This window comes from Sulfitobacter mediterraneus (assembly GCF_016801775.1).
Taxonomy (GTDB): domain Bacteria; phylum Pseudomonadota; class Alphaproteobacteria; order Rhodobacterales; family Rhodobacteraceae; genus Sulfitobacter; species Sulfitobacter mediterraneus_A.
In genome coordinates, this window is the sequence record NZ_CP069004.1 from 1,080,518 (window position 1) to 1,097,543 (window position 17,026).

Annotated in this window: 17 protein-coding genes and 1 tRNA gene; 13 read left to right on the top strand and 5 right to left on the bottom strand. The window is 57.1% G+C overall.

What is annotated here, in order from left to right; genetic code table 11:
* Nucleotides 1–19 precede the first annotated feature (19 nt).
* From JNX03_RS05270 to JNX03_RS05305, 8 genes are all read left to right on the top strand, one after another.
* Complete coding sequence (locus JNX03_RS05270) at nt 20–952, top strand: MBL fold metallo-hydrolase (protein ID WP_203211369.1); 933 nt, start codon at nt 20–22, stop codon at nt 950–952.
* 60 nt (nt 953–1,012) lie between these two features.
* Nucleotides 1,013–1,087, top strand: a tRNA-Asn gene (locus JNX03_RS05275).
* A 381-nt stretch (nt 1,088–1,468) separates the two neighbouring features.
* Complete coding sequence (locus tag JNX03_RS05280; RefSeq protein ID WP_203211370.1) at nt 1,469–3,589, top strand: DUF4214 domain-containing protein; 2,121 nt, start codon at nt 1,469–1,471, stop codon at nt 3,587–3,589.
* A gap of 161 nt (nt 3,590–3,750) precedes the next feature.
* Nucleotides 3,751–3,888, top strand: coding sequence for a hypothetical protein (locus JNX03_RS05285; RefSeq protein ID WP_203211371.1), 138 nt, complete (start codon nt 3,751–3,753; stop codon nt 3,886–3,888).
* A 39-nt stretch (nt 3,889–3,927) separates the two neighbouring features.
* Nucleotides 3,928–4,254, top strand: a complete 327-nt coding sequence (locus JNX03_RS05290) for a TfoX/Sxy family protein (protein WP_203211372.1) — start codon at nt 3,928–3,930, stop codon at nt 4,252–4,254.
* Between the two features lie 194 nt (nt 4,255–4,448).
* A complete protein-coding gene (locus tag JNX03_RS05295; protein ID WP_203211373.1) occupies nt 4,449–4,988 on the top strand; it encodes a DUF2087 domain-containing protein in 540 nt (179 codons plus the stop codon).
* A 206-nt stretch (nt 4,989–5,194) separates the two neighbouring features.
* Nucleotides 5,195–6,595, top strand: a complete 1,401-nt coding sequence (locus tag JNX03_RS05300; RefSeq protein WP_203211374.1) for an alpha/beta fold hydrolase — start codon at nt 5,195–5,197, stop codon at nt 6,593–6,595.
* Nucleotides 6,596–6,718: 123 nt separating this feature from the next.
* Nucleotides 6,719–7,210, top strand: a complete 492-nt coding sequence (locus JNX03_RS05305; protein ID WP_203211375.1) for a GNAT family N-acetyltransferase — start codon at nt 6,719–6,721, stop codon at nt 7,208–7,210.
* A gap of 76 nt (nt 7,211–7,286) precedes the next feature.
* Here JNX03_RS05305 and ndk read toward each other — a convergent pair whose 3' ends face one another.
* Nucleotides 7,287–7,709, bottom strand: a complete 423-nt coding sequence (gene ndk, locus JNX03_RS05310) for a nucleoside-diphosphate kinase (protein WP_203211376.1) — start codon at nt 7,707–7,709, stop codon at nt 7,287–7,289.
* A 105-nt stretch (nt 7,710–7,814) separates the two neighbouring features.
* Between ndk and JNX03_RS05315 the strand changes: the two genes are divergently transcribed.
* The 3 genes from JNX03_RS05315 (at nt 7,815) to JNX03_RS05325 (ending at nt 10,972) form a co-directional block, all read left to right on the top strand.
* Nucleotides 7,815–9,674, top strand: a complete 1,860-nt coding sequence (locus JNX03_RS05315; protein ID WP_203211377.1) for an ABC-F family ATP-binding cassette domain-containing protein — start codon at nt 7,815–7,817, stop codon at nt 9,672–9,674.
* A gap of 24 nt (nt 9,675–9,698) precedes the next feature.
* Nucleotides 9,699–10,328 (top strand): MarC family protein, encoded by a 630-nt coding sequence (locus tag JNX03_RS05320; protein ID WP_203211378.1) that lies wholly within the window; start codon nt 9,699–9,701, stop codon nt 10,326–10,328.
* Nucleotides 10,329–10,390: 62 nt separating this feature from the next.
* Nucleotides 10,391–10,972 carry a retropepsin-like aspartic protease family protein gene (locus tag JNX03_RS05325; protein ID WP_203211379.1) on the top strand — a complete coding sequence of 194 codons (582 nt, stop codon included), beginning with the start codon at nt 10,391–10,393 and terminating at the stop codon, nt 10,970–10,972.
* 123 nt (nt 10,973–11,095) lie between these two features.
* On the opposite strand, the gene JNX03_RS05330 is transcribed toward JNX03_RS05325, so the two are convergent.
* From JNX03_RS05330 to JNX03_RS05345, 4 genes are all read right to left on the bottom strand, one after another.
* Complete coding sequence (locus tag JNX03_RS05330; RefSeq protein ID WP_203240784.1) at nt 11,096–11,929, bottom strand: hypothetical protein; 834 nt, start codon at nt 11,927–11,929, stop codon at nt 11,096–11,098.
* 162 nt (nt 11,930–12,091) lie between these two features.
* A complete protein-coding gene (locus tag JNX03_RS05335; RefSeq protein ID WP_203211381.1) occupies nt 12,092–12,604 on the bottom strand; it encodes a GNAT family N-acetyltransferase in 513 nt (170 codons plus the stop codon).
* A 123-nt stretch (nt 12,605–12,727) separates the two neighbouring features.
* Nucleotides 12,728–13,186: a DNA polymerase III subunit chi gene (locus tag JNX03_RS05340; protein WP_203211382.1), complete on the bottom strand. Its 459-nt coding sequence runs from the start codon at nt 13,184–13,186 to the stop codon at nt 12,728–12,730.
* 5 nt (nt 13,187–13,191) lie between these two features.
* On the bottom strand, nt 13,192–14,664 hold the full coding sequence (locus JNX03_RS05345; RefSeq protein ID WP_203211383.1) for a leucyl aminopeptidase: 1,473 nt from the start codon (nt 14,662–14,664) through the stop codon (nt 13,192–13,194).
* A gap of 135 nt (nt 14,665–14,799) precedes the next feature.
* On the opposite strand from JNX03_RS05345, the gene lptF reads away from it, so the two are divergent.
* Nucleotides 14,800–15,930 carry an LPS export ABC transporter permease LptF gene (gene lptF / locus JNX03_RS05350; RefSeq protein WP_203211384.1) on the top strand — a complete coding sequence of 377 codons (1,131 nt, stop codon included), beginning with the start codon at nt 14,800–14,802 and terminating at the stop codon, nt 15,928–15,930.
* Nucleotides 15,927–17,024, top strand: coding sequence for an LPS export ABC transporter permease LptG (gene lptG, locus JNX03_RS05355; protein WP_203211385.1), 1,098 nt, complete (start codon nt 15,927–15,929; stop codon nt 17,022–17,024). Before lptF ends, lptG begins: the two co-directional genes overlap by 4 nt.
* Nucleotides 17,025–17,026: the final 2 nt, after the last annotated feature.

Sequence of the window (17,026 nt, forward strand, 5' to 3'; positions counted from 1 at the left end):
CCCTGTGAAAGGTGAAACCATGCAAGCCCCTGATAACTTTGATCCGCCCATTGGCGTTGCCGAAACGCTTGAGCCCTGCTTGCGCCGGATCGTGGCGCCCAATCCCTCACCGATGACCTATCGCGGCACCAATACATATCTGCTCGGCACCGGCGGTCTGGCCGTGATTGACCCCGGCCCTGACGACCCTGCGCATTTGCAGGCAATTCTGGATGCCGTCGGCGACGCACAGCACATCAGCCACATCATCGTCACCCACAGCCATCTGGACCATTCGCCGCTGGCGCGCCCCTTGGCACAGGCCTGCAGCGCCCCTGTTCTGGCCTTTGGCAGTGCCGAGGCAGGCCGTTCTCCGGTTATGCAAGATCTCGCCCGCAGCGGGCTTATGGGCGGCGGCGAAGGCATCGACAGCGCCTTTGTCCCCGACATCACATTGGCGGACGGAGAACAGGTCAAAGGCGACGGCTGGACGCTTGAGGCGCTGCACACACCCGGCCACATTGGCAATCACCTGTCACTGGCCTGGAACGACGCCTGCTTTACCGCCGATCACGTGATGGGCTGGGCCTCTTCACTGGTTTCGCCCCCCGATGGCGATTTGACCGACTTTATGGCCTCCTGCGCACGGCTTGCGGCACGGGACTGGCGGGTGTTCTATCCCGGTCATGGAGCCGCTGTGGATGATCCCGCTGCGCGGTTGAACTGGCTGATCTCGCACCGCCGCGCGCGGGAGACCTCTATCTTGCAAGAACTCAGGTCAGGCCCCGCCACCGCGGCCACCCTTGCCGCCCGCATTTACGCCGATACGCCGCCCGCATTGCTGGGCGCGGCGACGCGCAATGTACTGGCCCACCTTATTGATCTCATGGGAAAATCTATCACCACACCGGTCGGAGACCTACACGCCGAAGCACAATTCAAGGTTCACCCGGACCCGTCCGAAAAAAAGTGAAAAAATGCCCGAAAACCCTCTGGACGCCCCAGATTCTCACGGCTATACGGTGCAGACCGTTCCGACGTAGCTCAGCGGTAGAGCAGTTGACTGTTAATCAATTGGTCGTAGGTTCGATCCCTACCGTCGGAGCCAAAAGTTTCAAAGGGCCTAGCAAGAAATTGCTGGGCCCTTACTTTTTGCGCCAGACCGAACCCCAAAAATGCAATTCAATTTTTGCGATTTGCACCCAAAAGATGCGCATTTCCGCAAGTTAGTGGACAAAGTCTATTATTTCGATTCGGGCATCCAGCAGATCGGAATCACATCATTGTCTTGATCGACGAAACAAACCGAGTGCTTGCAAAATATTGTTCTCGATATTCACCAGCATTTGCGCCTGCGCTGCCACATTTCCCCTAAATGAGCTATTTTCCTTGAGAGATGCACACTCTTTCGGGCAGTTTGTTGTTGAGGGTCGGGGGACTTTCAACTTGAACGCAGAATGCTTCGGTTGGGTTAATTTTAGGGTTTATTATGCCTAGACTTACCCTCACGGGATCTTCTGCGACCGGCTCTTTCGTTGCCAAAAGCATGTTCGGCGCAAACGCTGTTTTTGAGCGCACCGACGATGGCGCACCCGGCGAGGCGTATTCATCAGCCGCAACCAACCTTGGTGTCACCTCCGTGCGTTTTGGCGGCGGGCAAAGCGATTTGCCACCCGCCAGATTGCATGACGATGGCGAGAGCCCCGTGGATGGGGACGACTGGATCAACATCGTGACCATGCCGGGCGGCAATCTGCGCTCCGAAGTTGTGAACTTCTTCGAGTGGTGCAGCGCGGGCGGCTATGCCGGCCCCGATGCCGATCCGATTTGCGCGGTTCTGGTGATCCCTACAAAACATCTGAACACAGAAAACTACGCCGGTTTTGCCGATGACATCGCAGCCTTTACCCAGGCCGTGATGACCCAATACGGCCATCTGATCGAAGCCTTCCAGATCGGCAATGAATACTGGGACATCGGCGAAACGGCCTACGGCCAACGCGCCTCGATCGCAGCCGAGGCCGTTGAAGCCGGCATGATCAGCGCCGGCATTGCACAACAGGATCAACCGTCGATCATTGTGCAGATGGCCACTGCCGGCAACGTCGGCTCAGAGTTTCAGGCCACCCCCGGCGTGAATGACTTCCGCCAGCGCAATGATGATGCCAACCAACAGATCATTGACCAACTCAGCGACGCCGCCCGCGGCGCAATCGATGGCGTGACAGAGCATTATTACTACAACAAAAGCCATTATGAATTCGGCACCCACTCCAACGAAGTGAACTTTATCGATCGTGATTTCGATGTCTGGTCCAAGGCGTTTGATAAAGATCTGGATCTGCACATCACGGAATGGAACGTGCGCACCACGACAACCGCCCAACAGGGTTTTGTTGCCGGGTCTACGCTGATCAAACAATTCTCGAACATGATCGAACTTGGCGCGGATGCGGCCAATATCTGGGCTTTGGACTATCATTCCAAAACCGCCCTGACCCTGGAGACCGATGGCGGTGCCATTATGGATGATCAAGGCCGGATGATGAATTCCTCGCAAGCGGCCGCCTTTGACCTGATGGCGGGGTCCATTGCAGGTAAGGAACTGATCTCGCTTGGTTTTGACCAAGCCTTCCCGCAGATCGAAGTCACCACCTATGCGGATCTGAACACAACCGTGCTCTATGTCTCGTCCCGCACTCTGGACAGCCTGGATGTCACGTTGGACCTTTCGAAACTCTTCGCAAACGCCGCTTCCATCAGCGGCGTCAAAGTCTCACTGGACACCAGCACAACCAACGGGTTGCAGTGGGACAACGGCATCGCAACCGACGGCATCACCGTTGACGGGCGCCCCTATTTTTACAACGAACATGACGCAGATGTGTATTTCACCGATATCACCTATGCAGACGCCAGCGACATCACCTTTGATTTGAAACCCTTTGAATTCCTTGAGCTGACAATCGAAACCCCGCCCGCGCCTGTTGAATTGGCAACCTTCATCGGCAGCGACGCAGACGATCTGATCATTTATGACGATCTGCTGGGCGAGGCAGACGGCGGCGGCGGACTGGACAGCTTGTTGGTGAATGCCGGGCGTAATGAAGTGAAGATCAAGCAGCACGACGACGGGCACATCGCCTTTTCCCACGCTGACACCGCACATGATCTCAAACTCGACGGTGTGGAGCGGATCTGGTTTGACGATGGCGCCATCGCATTTGATTTCGAAGGCAACGGCGGGCAGGCCTACCGTTTGTACCAGGCCAGCTTTGACCGAACGCCGGATGAGGCCGGTCTTGGGTTCTGGATCGGTCAACTGGATGGCGGTGCGCTCTCGCTGAACCAGATTGCCCAGTATTTTATCGACTCCGAAGAATTCACCCAGACCCATGGCGACAACGACATCTTGACCGATGCGCAATATCTCGACCTGCTTTATCACAACGTGCTGGACCGCAACCCAGATCAGGCGGGTTATGATTTCTGGAGCATGCAACAGGACAACGGCTTGTCTCGGGCCGAAATGCTGACGTTTTTCTCCGAAAGTGACGAGGTCAAGACCAATGTATCTGCCGCCATCGAGGACGGGATCTGGTTTGTCTGACCTGGAAGCGGCCTTCCAGAGAAAACGTTAAGAACATGGGGCTTTCGGCAAGAAATTGCCCCTATTCGGCCCCCTTCCAGCCCCTGCATCGGCATGCTTTTCTGCAATTCTTGCCTCAGGCGCGGACGATTCCCGTCCCCCATTGAGCGAGGAGCAGATCCATGATCCGTCCAGAACCGAAGAAAGACCAACCGGCCGAACCACAGCAGACCCAAACGCCAGAGCCCCAGTCCGCGACCGGCCAGACCCAGGACCAGCAGCAGCCCGCGCCCCTGATCACCGATTACGCCAGCCTTTGAGGCGTGACAGACCTGCCTGTGCAGATTAAACACGGGCCTATGTCCACGCCCGTTTCCTCCCTGCGCAACCTTGGCCCTGCATTTGAGGCCAGTTGCACCAAAGCGGGTATAAACAGCGCAGAAGAGCTGCGCGCGCTGGGTGCCGATGCCGCCTACGCCAAATTGCTGGCCTCCGGGATGCGTCCGCATTTCATTGGATATTATGTTCTGGTGATGGCGCTTCAGGGCCGCCCGTGGAACGATTGCAAAGGCGCCGAGAAAAAGGCCTTGCGCGTGACATTCGACGCGATCAAAGCCGCCAGTTTTGACCCCAAAACCTCTGAATTTGAACGCATGATGAATGTGATCGGTGTCCGCGAAGGGTAATCCGCCCGACCTGCCCCCTTGCCGCCTGCCCGCCCATGGACTAGACCTGCCCTCGGTTGGCAGTCACCTAGGCGTCGCTGTCCCTGTTTGGGGAAGCTAAAGCTGCCATGATCAGACAGCATTCGACATTTTGTCAGGTGCCCGTCGTAAGACAGCGACCAACGACATTTCCCGTGGCACCATGAGGACATGACATGTCGAAAGACCTTATCCCGCTGCACATCGCGGATATCTCCAGCTTTGCCCGCCATCTGAACGGGCAGCTTAAATCCCAATCTGAAACACCATCGCACCTGAGCTTGCTGAACATGCTGGCCCGCGCCGCTGGTTTTCGCAATTTTCAACATCTGCGCGCGGCCAATACCGCGCTGGCCCGGCTGGATGCTCCGCAAGAGGTCACTGTCGATTTCAAATTGGTAGAACGGGCGCTCAACCAATACGACGACATGGGACGCCTGCGCCAATGGCCCGCCAAACGCAGCGTGCAGGTACTGTGTCTCTGGGCGTTCTGGTCACTTTTGCCCGCGGAGACCACGTTGCAGGAACGCGATGTGAATGGTCTGTTCAACAAAGCACATCTGTTCGACGACGCTGCCATTTTGCGCCGCAGTCTTGTCAGCATGGGCCTGATCGAACGCAATCTGGATGGAAGCGACTACCGCCGCATCGAACAGGCCCCGCCCCCCGAGGCCCGCGAGGTGATCCGCAGATTGCAGGGGCGGCGGCAAGGCTAACGAGATTGACCTGGCCCGTTGAACTGCCACTATGTGGGTGTTCAACAGCCTGCCGGCAGAGATGGTTGAATGTCGGGTCCTGCAGTCAGAGCCATCAGATTCAGCAGAAACGTTGTCGTTTTGGCCTCTTCCAAAAGGCACGCAAGCCTGTACACATTTGTCACAACCTGACAGTTCTCGAGGATTGGACAAACTGAGAGGGATCCGTGTCTGCGATTCAAGGTCAAAGAAAGCTGGCTGCCATTCTGGCAGCAGATGTCGTCGGCTACTCCCGGTTGATGGCAACCGATGAATCTGGAACGCATGCCCGCTTAAAACTTGTTTTGGCAGAGGTTTTCAGACCTGTCGTAAAGCGCAACGCTGGCCGGATATTCAAGATGATGGGGGATGGCGCCCTTGTCGAATTTGCAAGTGCGAACGAGGCTGTGAAATGCGCCGTTGAGCTTCAAGACCTGCTGGACCAGGGGCAACAACAAAGCAGTCCGGGTGAAGAAATCAGGATGCGCATCGGGATTAGCCTGGGCGATGTCATCGTTGAGGGCGCCGACCTGTTTGGCAATGGTGTGAATGTCGCAGCGCGTATGGAGAGCCTTGCCGAACCGGGTTCGATCTGCATTTCGGGAAATCTGCAAGAGCATCTGACCAGCAGCGACACCTTTGAATTGATCGATTTGGGCCCTTGCCAAGTAAAGAATATACCTCAACCCGTGCAGGTTTTCGAAGTCAGCCGAAAGAAGAACGCGGCTGAAACGTCGGTCAAGACACCATCATTTGTGCAAGATATCCGGTTTTGCGAAACGCCTGATGGTGTTCAGATCGCTTATGCAACGATCGGCGAAGGCCCACCAGTCGTATCAGTTTCGAACTGGCTCACCCATCTGGAGCTGGACTTTCAGATCCCCATGCGCCGTGAACTTGTTCGACTGCTTTCGACCGACAACCAGATTATCCGATATGATGCGCGCGGCAGTGGTTTGTCGGACAGGGACATCAAAGATTTTTCTCTGGATGCCTCCGTCATGGACCTGACGAGTGTCATCGATGCACTTGGTCTACAGGAGGTGTCGCTGGTGGGGCAATCTCAAGGTGCTGCCGTTGCGGCGGCATTTGCTGCGCGGAATCCAGATAGAGTGAAGAAGCTGGTCTTGTGTGGTGGATACGCGCGAGGCCGCCGGATGAGAGGGTCAAAAGGCCAAATCGCCGAGAGCGATGCCTTCATCACCATGATCAAGGAAGGTTGGGGCAAAGAACTGGATGCCTACGTGCGGATGTTCGGCGCCTTCTTCATGCCGGATGCAAACGCCGAACAATTGTCAGGTTTCACCAACCTGCAACGCAGGGCCACTCCCCCGGAGAACGCGGCAAGTATTCAACTTGCAATCGACAGCATCGACATTTCGGAAGAACTGGCCAATGTCAAAGCACAAACACTCGTTTTCCATGTGCGCGAAGATGCAAGAGCGCCGTTTGAAGAAGGAAGAAGGATGGCGGCGGCCATCCCCAATGCACGATTTGTCCCCTTGGAAGGGCGCAACCACGTGATGCTGAGCAGCGATCCGGCTCTTCAACGCTTTTTGAGCGAAGTTTCCAAATTTTTGAAAGATTAACCCAGAACCAACTTGTGCCTTTGTGTTCATAGCAGAACCCTGACCAGCCTGAGCAAAGCCAGTCACGTGAGCGGGCGCCAATCAACTCGAATCAGACCACCGCCTCAGCCACGGAGAGCCATCATGCAGACCTTTCGCACCGCCGTTCCAACAGATGCGCAGCGTTGTTTTGAAATCGAAGCCGCGGCCTACAGCGCCTCCGAGGCGGCAACGCTCGAAAAGATAACAAAGCGGATCGCCGGCCATCCGCAAGGGTTCGTGGTGCTTGAGGTACAGGGCAAGGTCATCGGCTTTATCAACAGCGGCTGCGCCCATGAGGTCGATATGTCGGATGATGACTTCAAGGCTTTGATCGGCCATGATCCCGATGCACCCAATGTCGTGATCCTGTCCGTAGTCGTCGATCCCGCGCACCACGGCAATGGCCACTCGCGGACCTTGATGCGGGAATTTGTGCGGCGGATGATTGCGCTCAACAAACAAACCATTCACCTGATGTGCAAAGACCACTACGTGCCGCTTTATGAGAAGTTTGGCTATCGGTATAGCAAACTGTCCACCTCCTCCTACGGGGGCGTGCAATGGCATGAAATGGTGATGCCGCTGGCCGGCTGAACCAGCAGAATGACACCGCAAAAAAAGGGCCGCATCGCTGCGGCCCTTACAATCCTTGTCTGAGAAGTCAGAAGGCTTAGCCCACCAACTCCAGACCGGAGAAGAAATACGCGATCTCGACCGCCGCTGTTTCCGGTGCATCGGAGCCGTGGACGGAATTCTCTCCAACGCTTTCGGCGAACTCGGCGCGGATTGTACCGGGCGCGGCGTCTGCCGGGTTGGTTGCACCCATGACTTCGCGGTTTTTCGCGATGGCGTTTTCGCCTTCCAGCACCTGAGCAACGATTGGCGCGGAGGCCATGAATTCGCACAGTTCGTCATAGAATGGACGCTCGGCGTGGACTTTGTAGAACTCGCCCGCTTGCGCCTTGGTCAGATGGATGCGCTTGGATGCGACAACGCGCAGACCTGCGTCTTCGAATTTCTTGACGATTGCGCCGGTCAGGTTGCGCTTGGTTGCATCTGGTTTGATGATAGAGAATGTACGCTCAAGGGCCATTTGGCTTGCTCCTTTGGGGTGTGAATTTGGCCGCTCCCTAACATGGGGTTTCACAGTTGAAAAGCCGCGATTGACGGCGGGCCGGTCTTGGTCCACACCCCGCGCATGTTACGCATCTCAGAAATCAATTACTCCGTCGAGGGTCGCCCTCTGTTTGAAGAGGCCAGCGCCGTCATTCCTGAAGGTCACAAGGTGGGTCTTGTGGGTCGCAACGGCGCGGGCAAGACCACGTTGTTCAAGATCATCCGCGGCGAGCTTGGGCTGGACGCCGGCGCAATCACCCTGCCCTCCCGCGCCAAGATCGGCGGCGTCGCCCAAGAGGTGCCCTCCTCCGACGTATCCTTGATTGATACGGTGCTGGCCGCCGACACCGAACGCGCTGCCCTGCTGGTTGAAGCCGAAACCGCCAGTGATCCGGGGCGCATTGCCGATATCCAGTCACGGCTGGCCGATATTGATGCCTGGTCCGCCGAAGGGCGTGCCGCGTCGATCCTCAAGGGGCTCGGTTTTGACGATGAAGAACAGCAAATGCCCTGTTCTGCCTTCTCCGGCGGCTGGCGGATGCGTGTGGCCCTGGCCGGGGTTCTGTTTGCCCAGCCCGATTTGCTGCTGCTGGATGAACCGACCAACTATCTTGATCTCGAAGGGGCGCTGTGGCTGGAAAGCTATCTCGCGAAATACCCCCATACCGTGATCATCATCAGCCACGACCGCGGATTGCTGAACCGTGCGGTAGGCGGGATTTTGCATCTCGAAGATCTCAAACTGACCTATTACCAAGGCCCCTACGATCAATTCGCCCGCCAGCGTGCCGAACAACGTGCGGTGCAGGCGGCAATGGCCAAGAAACAACAGGCCCGCCGCGATCACATGCAATCCTTTGTGGACCGGTTCAAGGCCAAGGCGTCAAAGGCCAAACAGGCGCAATCCCGCCTCAAGATGATCGAGAAGATGGACATGATTGCCACCCCCGAACAGGCGGCAAAACGGGTTTTCACCTTCCCCGAGCCAGAGGAACTGTCTCCGCCCATCATTTCCATCGAAGGCGGCTCTGTCGGATATACCGAAGGCAACCCGGTGCTGTCGCGGCTGAACCTGCGCATTGATCAGGACGACCGCATCGCGCTGCTCGGCAAGAACGGCCAAGGCAAGTCGACCCTGTCCAAGCTGCTGTCGGACCGGTTGATCCTGATGGACGGCAAGGCGGTCAAGGCCAACAAACTGCGCATTGGGTTCTTTGCCCAGCATCAGGTGGATGAGTTGCAGATCAAGGAAACCCCGCTGCAACATATGATCTCGGCGCGCCCCGGTGTGCTGCATTCCAAATTGCGGGCGCAACTGGCCGGGTTTGGCCTTGGTGCGGAACAGGCCGAAACCGAAGTGGGCCGCCTGTCGGGTGGTCAAAAGGCGCGTCTGTCACTGCTGTTGGCGACATTGGATGCCCCGCATCTGCTGATCCTCGATGAGCCGACAAACCACCTTGATATCGAAAGCCGCGAGGCGCTGGTTGAGGCGCTGACGCAATATTCGGGGGCCGTGATCCTTGTCAGCCACGACATGCACCTGCTGTCGATGGTAGCAGATCGTCTGTGGCTGGTGTCTGACGGCACCGTCAAACCCTATGACGATGATCTGGAATCTTATCGCAAGATGCTGCTGACCCCGACCAAACCGGTCAGCAAGAACGCCAAACCAAAAGAAGCGCCCAAACCCAAACGCGCCAGCCGTGACGAGATCCTCGCCCTGCGTTCCGAAGTGCGCAAGGCCGAGGCGCGCGTTGATAAACTCAACGAAATGCGCGACAAACTGGCCAAGAAACTGGCAGATCCGGCTTTGTACGAAGACGGCAAAATCGGCGAGCTTGAGGTTTGGAACAAGAAATACGCCGAAGTGATGGATGCGCTGGAACGTGCGGAAACGCTTTGGATGACGGCTGAAAGCAAACTGGAAAAGGCCTCCGCCTGATCCACCGGAACAAGGGAGCGGGAGATGGAGCTCGACACCGCCTACACGATCACAGTGCTGGTCACCCTGTTTGTGGTGATGGATCCGATCGCGATCGCGCCGGTGTTTCTGGCCCTGACGCCCGGTCTGAGCAACGCACAGCGCCGCCGCATCGCATGGCGTGCGGTTGCCGTGGCCGGTTTTGTCCTGGCGATCTTTGCACTGGCCGGTGAGGCCGTTTTGACCTTTATCGGAATTTCCATGCCGGCCTTTCGCGTGGCGGGCGGTATCTTGTTGTTCCTGACCGCCATCGACATGTTGTTTGATCGGCGCACCAAGCGCCGCAAGGACCGTGCCGACGAGGACGACCATGACGATCCATCGGTGTTCCCCATCGCCATCCCGCTGATTGCGGGGCCGGGTTCCATCGCCTCCATTATCTTGCTGACCGGGGAAAAACCGGGGGTCGAAGGGCTTGCCACCGTGATTGTAATGACAGTCCTCATCCTTGCCGTGATGGCGCTGACGTTGCAGGCCAGTGGCTATCTGGAACGGATCGGCAAGACCGGAATCAACGTGATCACCCGTCTGCTGGGCATGCTGTTGGCCGCGCTTTCGGTGCAATTTGTGCTTGATGGGCTGGCCGCATTCGGATTTGGCCCCAGCACGGGCTGAAATTCCGCCTTGCCGCCCCTATATCCCTTTGAAGACCACAGCGGATGAGCGGGAACTGACATATGGCCGAAATAGAAACCGGACGGGTGATTTACCTCGTTGTGCTGCTGATCATGGTGGCGGGTTGGTTTTTTATGCAATCACGTCAGGGGTTGAACCGGACCCTGCAATATGCGGCTGTCTGGGGCATGATTTTTGTCGGCGGCGCCGCGGCCGTGGGCCTGTGGCAGGACATCTCGCGCAGCGGCTCTGGCGCGCAGGTGCAAATGACCGGCGCAGGCCAGATCATCGTGCCCCGCGCCCGCGACGGGCATTATTACCTCACCGCGATGATCAACGGAGAGAATGTCCGCTTTGTAGTCGATACGGGTGCCACCGATATGGTGCTGACCCAAGCCGATGCGGAACGTGCGGGCATCGACCTTGAAAACCTCGCCTATCTGGGCCGCGCCAACACCGCCAATGGCCAGGTGCGCACCGCTTTTGTCCGGCTGGATCAGGTGACTTTGGGGGATGTGACAGACCGCGATGTTTCCGCCGTGGTCAACGAAGGCGAAATGTCGCAATCCCTGATGGGAATGGGATACCTGCAACGCTGGGGCCGGATCGAGATTGCCGGAGGTGAACTGATCCTGACGCGGTGATTGGGGGGCTAAGGTCGGAGTTTTTTCCGAGAGGGAGGAAATGAAGGTCTGCAATAAGCCCAAACCTACGCCAAATGATGTTGTTCTATTTACAGCTTAGAAAGCCTAGGGCACGGTCCCGCCTCAGCTCTTTGACAACCTTTTCGAGAGTTTCATGGCTATTAGAATAGGCGAAAAAATAACTTTGCCGAAGGTGATTAGGAAGGGGTGGGCATTGCGGAACATGCGCCACTGATATTCATTGGCTTCCTGCTCTTGTTCTTTGACCTGCCCTCCCTCGCTATGTTGATAATAGTGATGTCCAACCTCATGATAGAATGTCAACTCAGTCCTAGTTTTTCGCCACCAATGTTTGAATCCGGGTGAAACCTCATTCTGCCAAGCCAGGATGATGCCATCATAATAAAAGTTGTATCTACCGAGGTAATCCATCTCTGGATGAAGTGCGATTACGTCCACACGAGTGATTTTTGAAAAGGCTAGATCACGGGTCTGGCTCCAGCGCTGTAAGTAACTGAAAATTAATTCGGGTTTGTCAATTTCACGCGAAATATAGACTGGAATTTGGCCAATGATATTGCCAAAAACCTGGTCACCATGCCGTTTGGCCATCATTTCAATGGTATTCGAATGCAACGGGTGAGTTGGCTCAGCGCGAAGCCTTTGTATCTCTTTTTTGAATTCTTCCGGGCTTAGCTCATGCAAAAGGGCGAGAAGCACGCCGAGATAACTAGCGCTTGGTCCAATCGGCTTGTCGCGCCAAGCATTTGAGCAAAGCTTCTCGCGAACGAGTGGGGTCGCAACCTGTCGATCATTTAATAACTCGCGCCATGCCTGACGCACAGTTTGAACATGGTGGGTAGAAATGCCCCGCAATAATCGATTGAGCATTGCTTTTGACGAGTTTGACATAACGGGTTGGATACAAATTTGACGATGCGGTTCACAAGCACTCAAGAGGTTTTCCAATAGCAACTAAGTCCGCACAGCCGCCGTTGGCTCTCCTGTGTGTCGTGCCCCACCCTACCAGTTGGCAATGCCGACCGAGATTGTCAGATGTCGGGTATGAGCCCAAACAGACGCCATAGACGTGAGCAAGAACACACTCTCGGCACTATCTCAGTCGATATTCAAGGCCATGTAGATCACGTGCGGGGATACATCTTGTGAGTGCTCTGCTTCGGGGTAAAACTCAACATCTCGGAACCCTTCCGAACGGTACAGTGCATGAGCGGAGGACATGAAAGCAGTGCTATCTAAAAAGACCTGCGAATAATTTTCATTGCGCGCTTCGTCTATCAACCGCCGAACCACTTTGCGCCCAAGACCTTCGCCCCGCACTGCGGGCCGGACATATAGCCGCTTAATCTCTACCGCGTCAGCTCTAATTTTTCGATAAAAACCAATGGCATTGGCAACTCCACTAGGGTCGCGCGCCAGAACCGTCCGCCCGTTTGGCGGTAAAACTTCGGTCAGATCTAGCATTGCGTTCGAAAGAGCCACATCGACATCAACGTTCAGATCATTCTGAGCATTAAAGAGCGGAACGACCCACGAAAGATATTCCCTTAGCAAGGTCTCGACTTCGGAAGTGTCTGATATGGCGTCTGGCGTCTCGAGGAAATGGGGCATCACATCGTCAATCCTACATGAAATCCTGACAAAAAATATCACGACTGCCTCGAAACAAAAGTCAGAGTGCTTGCAAGTGTATTGAACGGCAATTGCGTCCGCACAGCCCCCTCTCCAAACCTCTCAAGTCTCTGCCTTTTTTTCCCAACGCCCTGATTCTTCCGACCAATATTGCGCCGACGCGCCTGCGTCCTTGAGGGTCTTCCACTGGGTACGGGCATGGGCCACCGCCGCCTCGTCCATGCCGTCAAACAAGATACACACCCTGTCCAATGTCCCCACTTCTTCGGCGCTGACCTCGGCCCCGTGCACGGACATCACGCAATTGGGCCGGTTGGGGGCCTCCGTGGTTGTGGTCAACAGAACCGGTTGATCCGCGTCCTGCGGCCCGCCGGCCAGACCATGGGGCAAAAAGCTGTCCTCTGGCCCCCGCCACAGCGCCTGATCCAGCGCGGCAAGGGCCGATGCATCTGTCCCGCGCACCGCGACCTTCCATCCGTTATCAAGCGATTTGCCCAGCAGCATCACCAGCGTTTCCGCCAGTGATTTCCGCGTCAGGTGATAGAAAAACGCAGCGCCCATCGGCGTTACTCCACCTCGTACCGATCTGCGATCAAACGGTTCAACGTCGCAACGCCCCAGCCCGTCGCGCCGACAGGGGCCAGCGCGGTTTCGGATTTGACCGAAGCCACACCGGCAATATCGAGGTGAATCCACGGCACGTCGTCTTTGACAAACCGTTGCAGGAACTGCGCCGCCGTGACCGAGCCCGCCGGACGTCCGCCGATGTTTTTCATATCTGCAATCCGGCTTTTGAGCATATCGTCGTAGGCCTGACCCAAAGGCATCCGCCACGCGCCCTCACCCTCGGCCTTGGCGGCCTTGAGGAAATCGTTGCACAGGTCATCATCATTGGAGAACACGCCCGCGTTCTCATGGCCCAGCCCGATGATGATTGCACCGGTCAAGGTCGCCAGGTCAATCATTGCGGAAGGTTTGAAGCGTTCCTGCGCGTACCACATCACATCACAGAGCACCAAACGCCCTTCGGCATCTGTGTTGATGACCTCAACCGTATCGCCCTTCATGGATTTGATCACATCGCCGGGGCGCACCGCATTGCCCGAGGGCATGTTTTCAACCAGACCTACCAGACCGACCACATTGGCCTTGGCCCCGCGCAAAGCCAGGCTGCGCATCACGCCGGAGACAACGCCCGCGCCGCCCATGTCCATGGTCATGTCTTCCATACCCGCGCCGGGCTTCAGGCTGATCCCGCCGGTGTCAAACACCACGCCCTTGCCAACCAGCGCCAAAGGCGCATCGCCTTTCTTGCCGCCGTCCCAGTGCATGACCACAACCTTGGAGGGGCTGTCAGATCCCTGTCCCACACACAAAAGTGTGCGCATACCGAGGTTTGCAAGCTCGTCTTCATCCATAACTTCAACCTTGAGGCCCAGTTCACCCATCGCAACAAGTTCGTCGGCGAAGCTGCTGGTGGTCAACACATTTGCTGGCGCATTGGTCAAATCACGTGTCATGAATGCGCCCTCGGCAACGGCCAGCAATGGCGCTGCTGCCTCGCTCGCTTCATCGGGTTTACCGCACATGATGGTCACGGCCCCGGCACGCGGTTTGGCGTCTGATTTTTGCGCGTCATAGCCATAGTCACGCATCGCCAAACCAAAAGCCATATCTGCCACCCGCCGCATGCCTGCCGCCAGCGCCAGCACATTGGACTTGCCGCGGCGCTTGGCCAATGACGCACCTGCGCGCCGCGCCTCCTGTACCGATGCCTTGCGCGGCAGGAACACCACATCCACCGCCTCGGCCGCCAAACCCGTCGGGTAGGACATGACATGCAGGTCCCCGGCCTTGGCCTTGGCAAACCCCTCGCCCTCCACCAGACGCAACAGCGCCCCGCGCATCAGCTTGTTGACCCGCCGCGCCCCGGCATCAAGGCGACCTTCGGGATCGACAAATACGGCAATCCGCCCCTGATGTTCCGCGATCTGGTCGATCTCGGTGCTTTCGAATGTGATGGGTGTCAAAGTTGTCATTGCGCAGGCCTCTGTCTGGTTTCGCGACAAGACCTAGCGCGGCACCGCCGACATGACCAGATAGCAGTTTTCGCCGATCAGATAATGCAGTAAGATTGTGCCAACACGCCGTTAGAGCAACTTGGGGGAGTCGCAGTGGCCAAATTCGACCGCTATTTGCTGTCGCAGCTTCTTGTGATGTTCGGCTTTTTCGCGCTGGTACTGGTGGCCCTGTTCTGGATCAACCGGGCGGTTGTCCTGTTTGACCGTTTGATCGGTGATGGGCAATCGGCCCTTGTTTTCCTTGAGTTTACCTCGCTTAGCCTGCCCAAGCTGATCACCACGGTCTTGCCCATCGCGGCCTTTGCAGGCGCGGTCTATGTCACCAACCGGATGAGCGGCGAATCCGAGCTGACGGTTTTGCAATCCACCGGCACCAGCCCATGGCGGCTGGCGCGGCCCGTGCTGGTTTACGGCCTTTGCGTTGCCCTGATGATGAGTGTGCTGAGCCATTACCTTGTGCCGATGGCACAGGCCCAGTTGAACCAGCGCGAAAACGAGATATCCCAGAACGTTACCTCGCGGTTGCTGACCGAAGGCACGTTCCTGCACCCAACGGAAAAGGTAACGTTCTACACCCGTCTGATCGACGAAGATGGGGTGTTGCGCGATGTGTTCCTGTCGGACCGGCGCGATCCTGAACAAGGTGTCATTTACACCGCGGCGGAGGCCTATCTGGTGCGCAACGGCGATGGCACGACATTGATCATGGTGGACGGGCTGGCGCAGCGGCTTGGCACTGCAGACAACCGCCTCGCAACGGCCAAGTTCCGCGATTTTTCCTTTGATATCTCCGGCTTGATGACCAAAGCCCCCAGTGGCAACAAGTCGGTTGGCAATATGATCACCCCCGACCTGATCGGCGATTGGGACGCCATCGCTGCCAACACCGGAGAGCCGACGGGGTCCATCGCCGAGGAGCTGCACGCCCGGTTTGCGCAACCTCTGTTTTGCGTCATTGCAGCGATGGTTGGTTTTGCGACGCTTCTACTGGGTGGTTTCTCGCGCTTTGGCGTATGGCGTGAGGTGGCCATTGCATTTGGCTTGTTGATCTCAATCGATGGCATGCGCGGCGTTCTGGTCGATATTGTCCGGGCAGATGCCCAGAATTGGCCCCTGCTCTATCTGCCGTCCTTAGTCGGATTCTTACTTGTGATCGGAATGCTTTGGCAGGCGTCAAACCCCGGTTGGCTGTACCGGTTGCGCCGCAGAAGGGCTGCATCATGATCCTGCACCTGTATTTTGCCCGTCGCTTTGCGATGACCTTTTTGCTGATCACGGCGGTGCTGTTTGCGCTGGTGATGCTGGTGGATGCGGTGGAACAGGCCCGCAAGTTCGGCAGCTATGATATCGGCTGGCAGAACATCATGGGGCTGACTCTGCTCAACGCGCCGCAGACCATCAATTTGATTCTGCCTCTGATCATGATCCTCGCCACGGTGACGCTGTTTATCTCGCTGGCTCGATCCTCCGAAATGGTGGTGACGCGGGCGGCGGGACGTTCGGCACTACGGTCCTTGATATCTCCGGTGGTGGTTGCGCTGATCATCGGTGTGATGGCGGTTGGCATGCTCAATCCCATCGTCGCGGCGACGGGCAATCGGTATTTGCAGTTGTCGGAAAGTTACCGCGCGGGCGGTGCATCTGCCCTGTCGATCAGCGACGAGGGGCTGTGGCTGCGCCAAGGCAGCGCGTCGGGCCAGACCGTGATCCGCGCCTGGCGGTCCAACGCCGATGCATCCGTTCTGTTTGATGTGACGTTCCTGTCTTATGACAATGCCAACGGCCCCGTGCGCCGGATCGAGGCGGGCAGCGCCGCGTTGCAAAACGGCCAATGGTCCCTGCGCAATGCCAAGTCATGGCCGCTGGCCGCCGGTCAAAATGCAGAAGCCAACGCAGAGGTTTTTGAAACACTGGTGATACCTTCCTCCCTGACCCTTGACCGCATTCGCGAAAGCATTGGCAAACCGGGGGCTGTATCGATCTACAATCTACCCGACTTCATCCGCCAGTTAGAGCAGGCAGGCTTCAGCCCGCGCCGCCACAAGGTCTGGCTGCAAACCGAAATCGCCCGTCCCTTCTTTCTTGTTGCGATGGTTCTTGTTGCGAGTGCCTTTACCATGCGCCATACCCGTTTTGGCGGCACGGGGGTGGCCGTTCTGGCATCTGTCCTGCTGGGGTTTGGTTTGTATTTTATTCGCAGTTTTGCGCAGATTTTGGGTGAAAACGGGCAAATTCCCGTGATGCTTGCCGCTTGGGCACCGCCCGTGGCGGCGATTCTGCTGGCGCTTGGCCTGCTGTTGCACGCAGAGGATGGCTGACC